This is a genomic window from Mesorhizobium sp. B3-1-8 (assembly GCF_006439495.1).
GTDB lineage: Bacteria > Pseudomonadota > Alphaproteobacteria > Rhizobiales > Rhizobiaceae > Mesorhizobium.
This window is the reverse complement of the sequence record NZ_VFTK01000016.1, coordinates 23,808-37,780: the sequence shown is the minus strand read 5'-3', so window position 1 is coordinate 37,780 and position 13,973 is coordinate 23,808. Positions and strand designations below refer to the sequence as shown.

The window sequence follows — 13,973 nt, the reverse complement described above, 5'->3', positions numbered from 1 at the left end:
GAGAGGCAGAATGGCTGACCAGCTTGCGATCGGTTCGCGCCGCGGACTGAAGCCGGCGCTGCCGCTTCTCCTTCCCGCCTATCTGTGGCTGACGGTGGCGATCTTCCTGCCGCTATCGGCCATGGTCTTTTTCTCGTTCATGACCGACCTGCCGCTGGCCGGAAAGGAATGGTCGTTCACGCTCGGCAACTACGCCGCCTTTTTTTCTCAGAGCCTGTATTCGCGGCTTCTGCTTTCATCGCTGCGGCTCGGCCTCGAAGTGACGCTGTGGTGCGTCGTCATCGGCTATCCGGCGGCCTATGTGCTGGCCAAGGTGCTCAAAGGGCGCAGCCGCGAGGCGATCTTTCTGCTCGTCATCCTGCCGTTCTGGTCGAACGGGCTAGTGCGGATATTCTCCTGGGCCATGGTGCTGCGCGAAGGCGGCATCCTCGACACGGCGCTCAACGCGGTGCTGCCGTTCAAGATCAACATCGATCTCATGTATTCCTATCCGGCCGTCATCATCGGCCTGGTGCACTCTTATGTGCCCTACATGGTGTTGACCTGCTACCTCACCCTGCAGGCCATCGACGACTCGCTGATCGAGGCGGGCCGCTCGCTCGGCGCCTCGCGGCGGCAGGTACTGTGGCGGGTCATCATCCCGCTGTCGATGCCGGGCCTGATCGCGGGCTCAGCGCTCATCTTCGTACCGGTCGTCGGCTCCTTCATGGAGCCGCGCATCCTCGGCGGCCGCACCGGCACCTTCTACGGCACCGTCATCGAGGACCAGTTCGTCGCCGTGTTCAACTGGCCCTTGGGCGCCGCGCTCTCCTTCATCCTGCTCGCGGTCGTGCTGATCATCCTGGCGCTGGCGGCGCCGGTCCTGCGGAGGGCCAGCTGATGGCGACGACACGCATCCTCGAATGGCTCGGGCGCTTCTATATCGTGCTTCTGCTCGGCTTCCTCTACCTGCCGATCGTCATCATGGCGGCGATGTCCTTCAACGCCTCGCCCTTCTACCAGCTGCCGTTCGAGTGGACGACGGACTGGTACGCCTCGCTCTGGCAGAACGACCAGCTGATCGCGGCGACCTGGAACAGCATCGAGATCGCCGTCATCACCACTTTGATCTCGACCGTGCTGGGCTCGATGGCCTCGTTGGCGCTCTATCGCTACGAGTTCCGCGGCAAGAAAGTGCTGCAGGCACTGCTCTTCCCGCCGATCGCCATTCCGTGGCTGATCACCGGCACGGCGATGCTGATCTTCTTCTTCGGCATCGGCATCGGTCGTGGGCTTGTCGCCATCCTGCTCGGCCATGTCGCGCTGGCGCTGCCTTATGTGATCGTCGTCGTCTCCGCGCGGCTGCAGACCTTCGCGCCTGAGCTGGAAGAGGCGGCGCGCTCGCTCGGCGCCAACCAGTGGCAGGTGACCATGCGCGTGACCTTGCCCTGGATCATGCCCGGCGTGATCGCCGGCGGGCTGTTCGCCTTTGCCGTGTCGTTCGACCAGTTCGTGGTCTCCTATTTCCTGGCGACGCCCGGCCAGACGACGCTGCCGGTCGAAATCTACGCCGCGATCCGGAAGGGCTTCACGCCCGAGATCAACGCGGTCTCGACGATCATCATCGTGGTGTCGATGGCGCTGATGCTGCTCACGGCGCGCTTCTTCAAATTCGGCGGAGAAAAATGATGGCTGGCGTCCAGGTCGCGAACGTCTCCCGCAGTTTCGGCGCGCACAAGGCGCTGGACGACGTGTCGATCGATTTCGCCGATGGCGGCTTCTACGCGCTGCTCGGGCCATCGGGGAGCGGCAAGACCACGCTGCTCAGGCAGATCGCAGGCTTCGACTTTCCGGACGCCGGCCGCATCGCCATCGGCGGAGAAAGCGTCGAGCGCGTGCCGGTCGAAAAACGCCGCATCGGCATGGTGTTCCAGAACTATGCGCTGTTCCCGAATATGAGTGTCGCCGACAATGTCGCCTTCGGCCTCTCGGTGCGCGGCGAGGCGAAGGCGACGATCGCTTCGGAGGTTCAGCGCGCGCTCGATCTCGTGCAACTCGGCAAGCTCGGCGCGCGCAAGCCGCACCAGCTCTCTGGCGGCCAGCGCCAGCGCGTGGCGCTGGCGCGGGCCATCGTCACCAAGCCGCGCGTGCTCCTGCTCGACGAGCCGCTCGGCGCGCTCGACAAGGCGCTGCGCGTTGACATGCAGATCGAGCTGAAGCGCATCCAGCGCGAGATCGGCATCACCACCATCTTCGTCACGCACGATCAGGAAGAGGCGCTGACGATGAGCGACCGCATCGGCATCCTGCGCGACGGCAGGCTGGTGCAGGAAGGGCCGCCGGAGGAGATCTACGACAGGCCGCAAAGCGAGTTCGCCGCGACCTTCCTCGGCGACGCCAATATTTTTCGCGGCGATGCGACCGGCTCCGGGATCAAGCTGCCGGACGGCACGACGATCGCGGCATCGACAGGCGCATCGGTGCCGGCCGGGGCCAAGGCGAGCTGTGCCGTGCGGCCCGAACGCATCCGGATTTCGACCGGCGCGGGGAAGGCTGATGAAGGCAACGCGAACACGCTCAAGGGACAAGTCTCGAAACGCATCTTTGCCGGCAACAACAGCACCTATTTCGTCGACCGCGACGGCCAGACGCTGAAAGTGATCGTCCAGAACACGGGCGCCGAGCGGCTTGCCGAAGGTCAGCCCGTAGTTCTTAGCTGGTCGCCGGACAGCACGGTGCTTATCGCGGCCTGAGACTGCCGATCCTCGCAGCCGGGCTGAGATCGCTCAAATCTCCGGGATGCTCTCGCGGAAGATCACCTGCAGCCGCGGCTGGTGGAGCTCGTAGGGCAACCTCCTGACCGAGTGGGCCAGGATGTTGAGCGCCTCCCTGGCCTCGACGCGCGGGTTCTGGTCGATCACCGCGTCGAGCGTGCCGTCGAGCAGGAGTTCCTTGGTGCCGTCCGTCACCTCATGGCCGAGGAAGATGATCTCTTTGGCGCGTCCGCGTTCCTTCAGCGCGCGGGCGATGCCGGTGTTGCCGGCGCCGACATTGTAGATCGCGGCGAGGTCGGGGTGGCGCTCGAGCAAAGCGGAGGCTTCCGAATAGGCCTTTTCGCGGTCGTCGAGCATTTCACGCATCTCGACGATCTCGAGGTTGGGGGACTCTTCGGCGAGGATATGGTGGAAACCCATCTCGCGTTCCTCATGGCCGCGATAGGCGAGCGAGCCTGCGAACAGCGCCACCTTGCCCGGACGTCCGGCGCCCATGAAGCGGTTGAGAAGATAGCCGGCCAATCGTCCGGCGGCGCGATTGTCGATGCCGATATAGGCGACCCGCGGCACATGCAGGATGTCGGAGGCGATGGTGACGACCTTGATGTCGCTGGCCGACAGCGAGCGGATCGCCTCGCGCACCGTCGGATGGTCGAGCGCGATGACGCCGACGCCTTGCGTCTGGCCATGCAGGTCCTGCAGCAGGCGGGCGAGCCGGTCGGGGTTGAAGCCTTCGATGGTCGTCACGCGGACGTCGAGATCGGGCCGCGTCAGCGCCTGCGCCTCGATGTGCCGGTGCAGCAGCTTGATGAAGGAGTTGGTGCCGGCGGGCAGCGCGAAGTCGAGCCTGATCGTCTGTCCCGGCGCGGTTCGCTGCGGCACGCCGTTCGGCGTCTCGGCGATATAGCCAAGGCGCTGCGCCATCTCGATGACGATCTCGCGCGTGCGGGCGCGCACGCCTGGCCGGTTGTTGAGCACGCGGTCGACCGTGGCCGGAGAAACGCCGGCTTCCCGGGCTATGTCTGTCAGGGTTGACCGCACGTCGAGCACCTCATCGCAAGCATCAAAATCACGCAGCTTCCACTCAGTTCCGGAAAACGCCTCGGCGGCGACCGCGATTCTGATGTGAAATGATGTAACCGCCCTTGGCTTGCGCGCAAGCCGGCGCGCTACATAAGGCGGCGAAGGTCCGGCCAAGGCGGTCGGATTGAGGCGAAAGCCCCTCAAATCCAAGCAATGGGTGCGACGTGACGGGTTCGGCGGACTGCATTTTCTCCCTCATTTGCGATCTTATGACGTGTTTTGAGTATTTATGATGTTGACAGGCTTCACGCGCTGTCGTCAATATCCCTCACGTGGGCCATGGAGGAACAGGCCCCGAGGGAGGAATTCGATGTCTCATTTGATCCGCATGTCGCGGCGCCGCCTGCTGGCGTCCGGAGGAAAGGCGGCGGTGTTTGTCGCCGCGACTGGTATCGCACCGCAGTTCATTCGTCCCGGCCGCGCCTTCGCGGCGGATGCGCTGGCGCCCGGCATGATCGGCGGGCCGACCGGCTTCGACGGCGCCGAACGCTACCAGTACGGACCCGACACGCCGGAAGGGCGTGCGGTCGAGGCTGCCAAGGCCCTGAAGGCGGCCGGCAAGGCGCCGGCGAAGATCGTGCTTGGCCTCTCCGACGGCTCGATCGGCCAGCTGACCAAGCCGTTCCCCGCCGGCGCGCCGTCGATCAAGGACCTGTGGGAGAAGGAAACCGGCATCCAGATCGAGATCGTCGGCCTGCCGAACGGCCAGGAATTCACCAAGACGATGCAGGACATCTCCACCAAGGGTGGGGCCTACGACATCTATTCGACCGAATGGAACCGCCTCGGCGATCTCGCCGAAACCGGCGGCATCGCCAAGCTCGACGACTTCGTCGCCAAGCACAAGCCGGAGTGGGACGACCCGAAGCAGGGTTACGTCAACGGCGCCAAGGGCGTGTCGCTGCTCAACCAGTATCGCGGCTCGACCTACGGCGTGTCGCTGGACGGCGACTTCCAGACATGGGTCTACCGCGCCGACCTGTTCGGCGAGGCCGCGGAGCAGAAGGCGTTCAAGGACAAGTACGGCTACGACCTTGCGCCGCCGAAGACCTGGAAGCAGCACAGCGATGTCGCGGCCTTCTTCCAGCGGCCGGACAAGGGCCTGTTCGGCTCCACCGACCTGCGCAACCAGGGCTGGGGCTACACCAACTGGTACCAGCGCTATGTCTCGATGGCCTCGCCCAACCAGTTCCTGTTCGGCGACGACGGCAAGCCGCTGATCAATTCCGAGCAAGGCATCGCCGCCACCAAGGAATATGTGGATTCGCTGGCGCATCATTCGCCGGACGCGATCTCGTGGGGCTGGCCGGAGCAGTATGGCAATTTCGCCAAGGGCGGTGCGGCGATGACCTGCGCCTTCTCCAACCTGCCTAAATTCCTCGACAATGCCGGCAACAAGGATTCCGCCGTCACCGGCAAGATCGGCTCGATGCTGCCGCCGGGACGCGAGATCGACGGCAAGCTGATCAGCCGCTCTGTTCTGTGGTTCTCGCTGACCGGCATGGTGTCGTCGCAGTCGAAGAATCCGGAGGCTGCTTACCTTCTGCTGCAGTGGCTGGGCTCGGCCCGCATCTATGCCTGGATGAGCGCCAATCCCGGCGGCTATCTCGATCCGTTCCGGCTCTCGGATTTCGCCGATCCGCTGGTCCGCCAGACCTATCACGCCTACCACATGGACGTCGTTCGCGAGACGGTGGCGCGCACGGTGCCGACCATCAACTATCCCGGCGCCACCGCCTTCCACAATGCGCTCGACGAGAACCTGATGGCCTCGCTGACCAAGGCCAAGACGCCGGAGCAGGCGATGGCCGATACCGAACGCGAATGGAAGAAGATCGCGCGCCGCATCGGCGAGGACAAGCTTCTCGAAGCCATCAAGACCAACAAGGAGGCATGGCCCACCGTTCTCGATCCGATCAGCTGATCCGTCTCCCTGGATCAGAAAAGGAGGGGAGGGGCGACTGCTCCTCCCCTTCGCCAGCAACGCCACCAGCAAAGCAGCCAGATGAAGCGTTCCGTTCCCTTCGAGATATTCCGCTACGCCGCGATCTTCGCGGCGATGGCGGTGACGCTGGTGCCGATCCTGTGGATGGTGTCGATGGCCTTCAAGCCGATCGGCGAGTGGTCGGCGACCGGCGCCGACCTCACTTGGTGGCCGAAGCAACCCACGCTCAGCAATTTCCGCTTCGTGTTCGGCGAATCCGACAACGATCTGATCGTCGCGCTCGACCACACGGCGCTGAAGCCGATCCTGTCGTCGCTCTTGTCGGCGGTGTTCGGGACCGTGATCGCCATGTCGGCCGGCACCGCCGCGGCCTACGGCCTGTCGCGCTTCGGCTCCGGCCAGAACCTGCCGCTGGCGCTGATCCAGCTGAGGCTATTTCCGCCGATGGCCGTCATGATCCCGGTGATGATCATGTGGGCATTCCTCAATCTCAACGACACATGGTGGGGGCTGGCGCTTATCTACGGCATCGTCACGCTGCCCTTCGCCTTCTGGCTGATGAAGACCTTCTTCGACGACATGCCGCGCGAGATCGAGGAGGCAGCACTTGTCGAGGGCTGCTCGCGGCTGCGCGTCTTCACCCGCATCACGCTGCCGATGATGCGCGCGCCGCTGGCGAGTGCCGCGCTCTTCGTGTTCATCCTCAACTGGTCGGATTATCTCATCGCGCTGCTGCTCACCACGCGCGAATGGGTGACGATCCCCGTCTACATGGCGTCGCTGTCGTCCTCGATGACCGGACAGCTCTACGGCGCCAAGGCCGCGCTCGGCCTGATCGCGGCGGTGCCGCCGGTCATCATGGGCATCGCCATCCAGCGCCACCTGGTGCGCGGGCTGACCTTCGGAGCGCTCAAGCAATGAGCGCGGTGACGGCGACGATTTCGGAGGACGAGATGGGCGTGCGGACAAAGCCCGCCACGCCTGACGAGGGCGCGAGGCTGGGCTTCCGACTGACCTTGCCGGCGCAGATCCTGGTGCTGTTCATCTCGGCCTTTCCGCTGCTGATGCAGCTTTACATCAGCGTCACCGACTGGTCGCCGCTTTCGGGCGCCGGCTGGTGGAACGCCTGGGAGATGTGGAACAGTTTCGCCAACTACACCGATCTCGCGGCCGATACCCGCTTCTGGAGCGCGCTGCAGCGCACGGCGATCGTCATGCTGGTCTGCGTGCCGGCGGAGTTCCTGCTGGGCCTGGCTCTGGCGACGCTGTTCGCCGACGAGTTTCCCGGCAAGCGCATCTTCTATTCGATCCTGCTGATGCCGATGATGGTCGTGCCCGCGGTTGCCGGCTACATGTTCTTCATGCTGTTCCAGTCGGGCGGCCCGGTGAACGACATCCTGTCGCGGATCGTCGGCACGCCGGTGACGATTGCCTGGCTGTCCGATCCGAACCTCGCGTTGATCGCGGTCATGATCGCCGACATCTGGCAGTGGACGCCGCTGATGTTCCTCATCCTGCTCGCCGGCCTGGTCGGCGTGCCGGAAGACCAGATGAAGGCGGCGACCCTGCTCGGCGCCAATGCCTGGCAGCGCTTCATCACCATCGTGCTGCCGAAGATGAAGACGATCATCATCATCGCGCTGGCGATAAGGGTGATCGAGAATTTCAAGATATTCGACACGCTCTACATCATGACCGGCGGCGGTCCCGGCGTGGCCACCGAGACGATCTCGGTCTACATCTACAAGGTCACCACGCAGGACCTGATCTGGGGCTATGTGGCGGCGATCGCGCTGGCCATCCTGATCGTGCTTTCGATCGTCGCGGTCTACGCCATGAAGCGCATGGAGAAGGCGCGGGAGGTGCCGGCATGAGCGCCATCCACCTCAAGAACCTGGTCAAGACATTCGGCGACTTCACCGCGCTGAAGACGATGGACCTCGAAATCGCCGACGGCGAGTTCATGGCGCTGCTCGGGCCGTCCGGCTGCGGCAAGTCGACGACGATGAACATGATCGCCGGCATGGAGGAACCGACCAGCGGCAAGATCCTGTTCGGCGAGCGCGACATGGTCGGCGTGCCGATGGGGCGGCGCGGCGTCGGCTTCGTCTTCCAGAACTACGCCATCTTCACCCATATGACGGTTCGGCAGAACCTCGCCTACGGGCCGAGGATGCGCGGCGCCGCCAAAGCCGAGATCGATCGCCGCGTCGGCGCCATCGCCGAGATGCTGCAGCTTTCGCCGCTGCTCGACCGCAAGGCGGACCGGCTGTCAGTCAACATCCTGCAGCGCGTGGCGATCGGCCGCTCCGCGATCATGGAGCCGGCGATCTTCCTGCTCGACGAGCCGCTGTCCAATGTCGACGCCGCCTTCCGCGCGGTGATGCGCACCGAGCTCAAGCAGCTGCAGCGCCAGTTCAGGCAGACCATGGTCTATGTCACGCATGACCAGCTCGAAGCCATGACCATGGCGGACCGCATCGCGGTGATGGATCATGGCGTGCTGCAGCAGGTCGGCACGCCGCTCGAGGTCTACAACAATCCGGCCAACGTCTTCGTCGCGCGCTTCATCGGCGCGCCCGGCATGAACCTGCTGAAAGGCAGGCCGGCGGAAAGCGATCGCGGACTGGTGATCGATCTCGGACCCCTCGGCGTCACGCCGCCCTTGCCGGATGAACTGGCTTCAGCTGCGAGAGCGGCGCGCGGCGACGTGCTCTACGGTTTCCGGCCCGAGCAGGTGGCGCTTGCAGAGCGCGGGCTGTCGATGCCGGTAAGCTTCGTCGAGCGGATCGGCGCGCGCACCATCGTCCATCTCGGCGAAGGCGAGAGCGCGGTGAAGGCGGTGTTCGAGAACGATGTCGGGCTGTCGGTCGGGCAGACGGCGGTCGTCGCGCCGCCGGCCTCGTCGGTGCGCGTCTTCGACGCCGCCAGCGGCCTCGCAGTGAAGGCGGGCTGAGACATGGCCGACATCATCTTTCGCAATGTCACGAAGCGCTACGGCAACACGCTTGCCGTCGACGACGCCTCGTTCACCGTCAACGACAACGAGTTCTTCTGCTTCTTCGGGCCGCCGCTGTCCGGCAAGTCGACGATCCTGCGCCTGGTGCTGGGATTGGAAGCGCCGGATCAGGGCGAGATCCTGATCGGCGGCAAGCCGGTCAACAGCGTCTCGCCGGCCGAGCGCAACGTCGCCATGGTGTTCCAGAACCTGGCGCTGTTTCCGCATATGAGCGCGCGCGACAATGTCCGCTTCCCGCTGGTCGAGCGGAAGGTGGCCGAGGCCGAGATCGAGAAGCGGCTGGCCGACGTCGCCGCCAAGCTGCACATCGGCCACATCCTGCACAAGCCGCCGGCGCAGCTTTCCGGCGGCGAGCGGCAGCGCGTGGCGATCGCGCGGGCCCTGGTGCGCGACCCGGCGGCCTATCTGATGGACGATCCGATCTCGGCGCTCGATGCCAGGTTGCGCGAGGAGACGCGCGTCGAGCTGAAGCGCATCCAGCGGGAGCTCGGCAAGACGCTGATCTATGTCACGCACGACCAGGAGGAGGCGATGTCGGTCGCCGACCGCATGGCGATCCTGGAGAATGGCCGGATCCGGCAGATCGGCGCGCCGGCCGAGATCTACGATCGGCCGGCAAGCGCCTATGTGGCGCGCATGCTCGGCTCGCCGATGATGAACATCCTGCCGTCGGTGCACGGCGTGGGTGGGATCGAGGCTGCTGAAGGGACAATACGCATCACCGGTGCCAAGGCGCCGGCCGAGGCGATCGAGATCGGACTCAGGCCGGAAGACCTCAAGGTCCGGCCCTGGACGGACAACGGGACAGTGGAAGGCCGCCCGGCGCGGGTGTTCGAGGTCGAGCCGCTCGGCGGCTACACCGTGGTGACGCTCGCGGCAGGGCAAGCGCGGCTTAGGGCACTGCTGCGCGGCCAGCCCGATATCAGGCCGGACGCGATGGTGACGATATCCTGCGAGCCGGGTCGCGTGCATTATTTCGGCCAGGATGGAGGCGCGCTGTGACGACGGCCGCGAGGAAAGAATTTCGGGAGGAAGAGATGGCAGGCAAAGGCTTCGAGCCGGACGTCAAGGTTCGCACCAGGGATTACAAAATCGGCTGCGTCGGCGCCGGCATGATCATGGCCGAGTGCCATCTGGCGGCTTACAAGGAAGCCGGCTTTCCGGTGGTGGCGATCGCCTCGCGCACCAAGGCGAATGCTGAGAAGGTCGCCACCCGCTGGGACATTCCGACCGTTCACGACACGCCGGAAAAGCTGATCGAGGATACCAACGTCGACATCATCGACCTGGCCTTTCCGCCAGACCAGCAGCCGGCGCTGATCCGGCACGCGTTGAAGCAGAAGCATATCAAGGCGATCCTGGCGCAGAAGCCCCTGGCGCTGTCGGTCGAGGAAGCCGTCAAACTGCGCGACGAGGCGGCGAAGGCCGGCAAGGTCCTCTCGGTCAACCAGAACATGCGCTACGACCAGTCGATGCGCGTGTTGAAGCAGATCATCGACAGCGGCGCGCTCGGCGACATCGTCTTCGCGCAGATCGACATGCACGCGATCCCGCATTGGCAGACTTTCCTTCAGGGCTACGACCGGCTGACGCTCGCCAATATGAGCGTGCACCACCTCGACGTGCTGCGCTTCCTGTTCGGCGACCCGGACGAGATCACCACGCTGACGCGCAAGGACCCGCGTACTCAGTTCGACCACTCCGACGGCATCACCGTATCGACGCTGCGCTTTCCGTCGGGTGTGCTTGCCGTGTCGCTCGAGGACGTGTGGTCCGGCCCGCGCCAGGACGGCTACAAGGACGACCAACATATCAACTGGCGTGTCGACGGCACCAAGGGCGTCGCCAAGGGCACGATCGGCTGGCCGACCGGTGCCGCCTCGACGCTGACCTACGCTTCGGCCGAGACGACCGGCGGCGAATGGGTGAGCCCGAGCTGGGAAACGATGTGGTTCCCGCACGCCTTCATCGGCGTCATGGAGCAGTTGCAGCACGCGGTGAAGACCAGCACGCCGCCGGCGCTCTCCGTCGCCGACAACGTCAAGACCATGGCGCTGGTCGAGGCAGGCTACCGCTCGATGGCCTCGGGCCGCACGGTCAAGCTCTCCGAAATCCCGACAAACTGAATCAACCCAATCAACTGAAATTACTGGCAACTGAATCGCTTACAGGGAGGAATTCACATCATGATGCAGGCAGGCATTTTCACGGGTTATTTCCCGTATGGCCTCGAAGAGACGGCGCAAAAGATCCGCGGCCTCGGTTTCAACACGGTGCAGCTCGATCTGCATTTCAAGGATGTCGACCTGTCGGCCGGCCAGATCACCAGGGACAAGGCGAAGAAGGTGCGCGACACCTTCCGCGACCATAACCTGCCGGTCTGCTGCGTGTCGGGCTATACGAACATCATCCACCCGGACAAGGCGGAGCGCGAGAAGCGCGTCGGCTATCTCAAGGAGATCATCCGCAATGCGCGCCATTTCGGCTCGCCTTACGTGATCTCGGAGACCGGCACCTACAACACCGAGTCCGACTGGGTGCATCATCCGAAGAACAAGACCGAGGAAGGGTTCGAGGAATGCCGCAAGGTGATCGCCGACCTTGCACAGACGGCTTACGACCACGGCGCGGTGTTCCTGCTCGAAACCTATGTCAACAATGTCGTCGGCTCGGTCGAGGAGACGGTGAAGATGTTCGCGCAGGTCGACCATCCCGGCCTTGGCCTGCTGATGGACCCGACCAACTATTTCGAGACCCACAACATCGACCGGATGGACCAGATCCTCAACCAGGTCTTCGACACGCTGACCGACAAGATCAGAATAGCCCACGCCAAGGATGTGAAGCGCTCGGGCGACGACAAGTCCGAGAAGCATGCCGATATCGGCGACGCCGACGCGATGGAAAGCCACACCTTCCGCGGTGTCGGCGAAATCGAACTGCCGGCGCCGGGCCTCGGCTCGCTGAACTACGACCTCTATCTTCAGCGGCTCGCCGAAAAGCATCCGAACATCCCGATGATCATCGAGCATCTGTCGGAAGACGACGTGCCGCGCGCCAAGAAATTCCTCGACGGGAAGCTGCGCGCCAGCGGTCTGTGAGATCGCAGGGCGGCGCCCATTCCGGAGCGGCCCCTGCATTTGCAAGATAGGAGGAAACGAGATGTTGAAGTTTGGATTGAAGCTGGCGGCCGCGGCGGCCGTGTTCGCCAGCGTCGCGTTCGGCTCGGCGGCGCAGGCTGCTGACGGCCAGAAGACGTTCTATCTTTTGTCACATGGCGGCCCGTCCGACGCGTTCTGGATCGACTGGAACGCCGGCGCGACCAAGGCCTGCGACCAGCTCAAGGTGACCTGCAAGATCTCTTTCAGCGGCGGCGACATGGCGGCCCAGAAAGAGGCTTTCAACTCGGCGCTGGCCGCCAAGCCGGACGGCATCGCCACGACGTCAGCGCAGCCCGGACTGTGGACCGAGGAAGTGAAGGCCGCCAAGGCTGCCGGCATACCGATCGTGTTCTTCAACACGGACGACCCGGCGACCGGTCGCCAGGCCTATGTCGGCGCCGACCTCAAGGAAGCCGGCGCCATCTGGGCGAAATATCTCGTCGACCACAAAATGGTGAAGCAGGGCGACAAGGTGTTCCTGCCGGTCGAGGTTCCGGGCGCCAGCTACCAGCAGCTCGAGACGGAAGGCATCGCCGGCGTCTTTGATCCGCTTGGCATCAAGTATGACGTGGTCGACTGCGGCACCGATCCGGCCGGCATCATCGCCAAGATGACCGACTACATGGTCGCCAACAATCCGCCGGCGATCATCGCGCTGGGCGATTCCGTGGCAGCCAGCGTCAAGCGGGTGTTCGACGGCGCCGGCATTCCGGCCGGCAAGATCCCGGTGGTCGGCTGGGGCAATTCCAAGGAGACGGCGCAGGCGGTGAAGGACGGCTTCGTCAACGCCGCCGCCTGGCAGTATCCCTCGGCGCAAGGCTTCATGCCTGTCGCGCTGCTCGGGCTTGCGGCTTCGGGCGAGCCGATCGGCTACGACATCCACACCTTCGGCCTCTACGACGCCTCCAGCGTCGAGCCGATCCTGAAGCTCTACGACAAGAAGTGAGGAACTGGCGCCCGCCGCGTGAGCGGCGGGCGCCACGCAGCAAGCATGGTTCAACAGGTCATGGCAGTCACCGCGGAAGACGGCGCACGAGGGGCAAGGAGCAGGTCGAGGCTGATGCGCTCGCCGCAATTCTCGTCGTTCGTCATTCTCATCATGCTTCTCGTGGTGTTCGGCGTCGCCGACAGCAATTTCCTGTCGCCGCTCAACATCTCCAACATGATGGCGTTCCTGCCGGAGCTCGGCATCATCGCGCTCGGCATGACGCTGCTTCTGACTGCCGGCGAATTCGACCTGTCGGTCGGCGCGGTGTTCGGCCTGGCGCCGGTGGTGGTGATGCTGCTGGTGCAGAACGCCGGCGTCGATATCGGCGTGGCGCTGCTGGCCGGGCTTTTGCTGTGCATCGTCATCGGCGCGATCAACGGCGTGATCGTCACCAAGATCGGCATCTCGTCCTTCCTGGTGACGCTGTCGATGCTTTTGATCGTGCGGGGTGCGGCGCTCTACATCACGCAGGGCTTTCCGCTGAAGTCATGGGACCAGCCCGGGTTTTTCGTCACGCTGCTCGCCGGCAGCTTCAATGTTGGTTCGTTCCGCTTCTACACCTCGCTGTGGTGGTTCGTCGGCCTGTCGCTGCTTGCGATCTACATCCTGCGCTACGCCAAGCTCGGCAACTGGATCAGCGCCATCGGCTCCAACCGCAACGCGGCGGTGGCGCGCGGCGTGCCGGCCGACGCGGTCAAGATCTGGCTGTTCGTCCTGACCTCGGTGCTTGCCGGGCTCGCCGGCATGATCAGCGCCTTCCGCATTTCGGCGGCCTCGCCGGTGGCGGGAACCGGCTATGAGCTCGAAGTGATCGCCATGGTGGTGGTCGGCGGCACGGCGCTGACCGGCGGTCGCGGCACCATCCTCGGCACCATCGTCGGCGCGCTGATGCTGCGCGCGATCCGCAACGGCATCGTGCTCGTCGGCGTGCCCGGGCTCGCCTACAACATCTTCGTCGGCGTCATCATCCTCGCCATGCTCATCCTGCACGCACTGCTGCAGAAAAACGCCGCAAGGAGCTGAT

Annotated in this window: 13 protein-coding genes; 12 read left to right on the top strand and 1 reads right to left on the bottom strand. The window is 64.5% G+C overall.

The features are described 5' to 3' along the window. Positions 1-10 precede the first annotated feature (10 nt). Genes FJ424_RS16385 through FJ424_RS16375 form a run of 3 tightly spaced genes read left to right on the top strand, consistent with a single transcriptional unit; the run spans position 11 to position 2,732 of the window. Positions 11-880: an ABC transporter permease gene (locus tag FJ424_RS16385; protein WP_140656767.1), complete on the top strand. Its 870-nt coding sequence runs from the start codon at positions 11-13 to the stop codon at positions 878-880. Beyond that, a complete protein-coding gene (locus FJ424_RS16380) occupies positions 880-1,668 on the top strand; it encodes an ABC transporter permease (protein WP_140656772.1) in 789 nt (262 codons plus the stop codon). Before FJ424_RS16385 ends, FJ424_RS16380 begins: the two co-directional genes overlap by 1 nt. Further along, a complete protein-coding gene (locus FJ424_RS16375; RefSeq protein ID WP_140656778.1) occupies positions 1,668-2,732 on the top strand; it encodes an ABC transporter ATP-binding protein in 1,065 nt (354 codons plus the stop codon). The genes FJ424_RS16380 and FJ424_RS16375 overlap by 1 nt, the downstream gene beginning before the upstream one ends. Before the next feature lie 33 nt (positions 2,733-2,765). Here the strand turns inward: FJ424_RS16375 and FJ424_RS16370 are convergent, their stop codons facing one another. Beyond that, complete coding sequence (locus FJ424_RS16370) at positions 2,766-3,794, bottom strand: LacI family DNA-binding transcriptional regulator (protein ID WP_140656783.1); 1,029 nt, start codon at positions 3,792-3,794, stop codon at positions 2,766-2,768. Between the two features lie 352 nt (positions 3,795-4,146). On the opposite strand from FJ424_RS16370, the gene FJ424_RS16365 reads away from it, so the two are divergent. The 9 genes from FJ424_RS16365 to FJ424_RS16325 all read left to right on the top strand — a co-directional run bounded on the left by FJ424_RS16365 (position 4,147) and on the right by FJ424_RS16325 (position 13,972). Beyond that, positions 4,147-5,760: an extracellular solute-binding protein gene (locus FJ424_RS16365; RefSeq protein ID WP_140656788.1), complete on the top strand. Its 1,614-nt coding sequence runs from the start codon at positions 4,147-4,149 to the stop codon at positions 5,758-5,760. 81 nt (positions 5,761-5,841) lie between these two features. Further along, entirely contained in the window at positions 5,842-6,702 is an 861-nt protein-coding gene (locus tag FJ424_RS16360) for a carbohydrate ABC transporter permease (RefSeq protein WP_140656793.1), read from the top strand. After that, the gene (locus FJ424_RS16355) at positions 6,699-7,655 is read left to right on the top strand and encodes a sugar ABC transporter permease (RefSeq protein WP_140656797.1); all 957 of its coding nucleotides are present in this window, start codon (positions 6,699-6,701) and stop codon (positions 7,653-7,655) included. Before FJ424_RS16360 ends, FJ424_RS16355 begins: the two co-directional genes overlap by 4 nt. Further along, positions 7,652-8,737 (top strand): ABC transporter ATP-binding protein, encoded by a 1,086-nt coding sequence (locus tag FJ424_RS16350; protein WP_140656803.1) that lies wholly within the window; start codon positions 7,652-7,654, stop codon positions 8,735-8,737. Before FJ424_RS16355 ends, FJ424_RS16350 begins: the two co-directional genes overlap by 4 nt. A 3-nt stretch (positions 8,738-8,740) precedes the next feature. Further along, positions 8,741-9,802 (top strand): ABC transporter ATP-binding protein, encoded by a 1,062-nt coding sequence (locus tag FJ424_RS16345; RefSeq protein ID WP_140656809.1) that lies wholly within the window; start codon positions 8,741-8,743, stop codon positions 9,800-9,802. A gap of 35 nt (positions 9,803-9,837) precedes the next feature. After that, entirely contained in the window at positions 9,838-10,926 is a 1,089-nt protein-coding gene (locus FJ424_RS16340) for a Gfo/Idh/MocA family oxidoreductase (protein WP_140656813.1), read from the top strand. A 60-nt stretch (positions 10,927-10,986) separates the two neighbouring features. Continuing rightward, positions 10,987-11,901 carry a sugar phosphate isomerase/epimerase gene (locus FJ424_RS16335; RefSeq protein WP_140656818.1) on the top strand — a complete coding sequence of 305 codons (915 nt, stop codon included), beginning with the start codon at positions 10,987-10,989 and terminating at the stop codon, positions 11,899-11,901. Between the two features lie 61 nt (positions 11,902-11,962). After that, complete coding sequence (locus FJ424_RS16330) at positions 11,963-12,907, top strand: substrate-binding domain-containing protein (RefSeq protein WP_140656824.1); 945 nt, start codon at positions 11,963-11,965, stop codon at positions 12,905-12,907. Between the two features lie 60 nt (positions 12,908-12,967). Beyond that, positions 12,968-13,972 carry an ABC transporter permease gene (locus FJ424_RS16325; protein WP_140656829.1) on the top strand — a complete coding sequence of 335 codons (1,005 nt, stop codon included), beginning with the start codon at positions 12,968-12,970 and terminating at the stop codon, positions 13,970-13,972. Position 13,973: the final 1 nt, after the last annotated feature.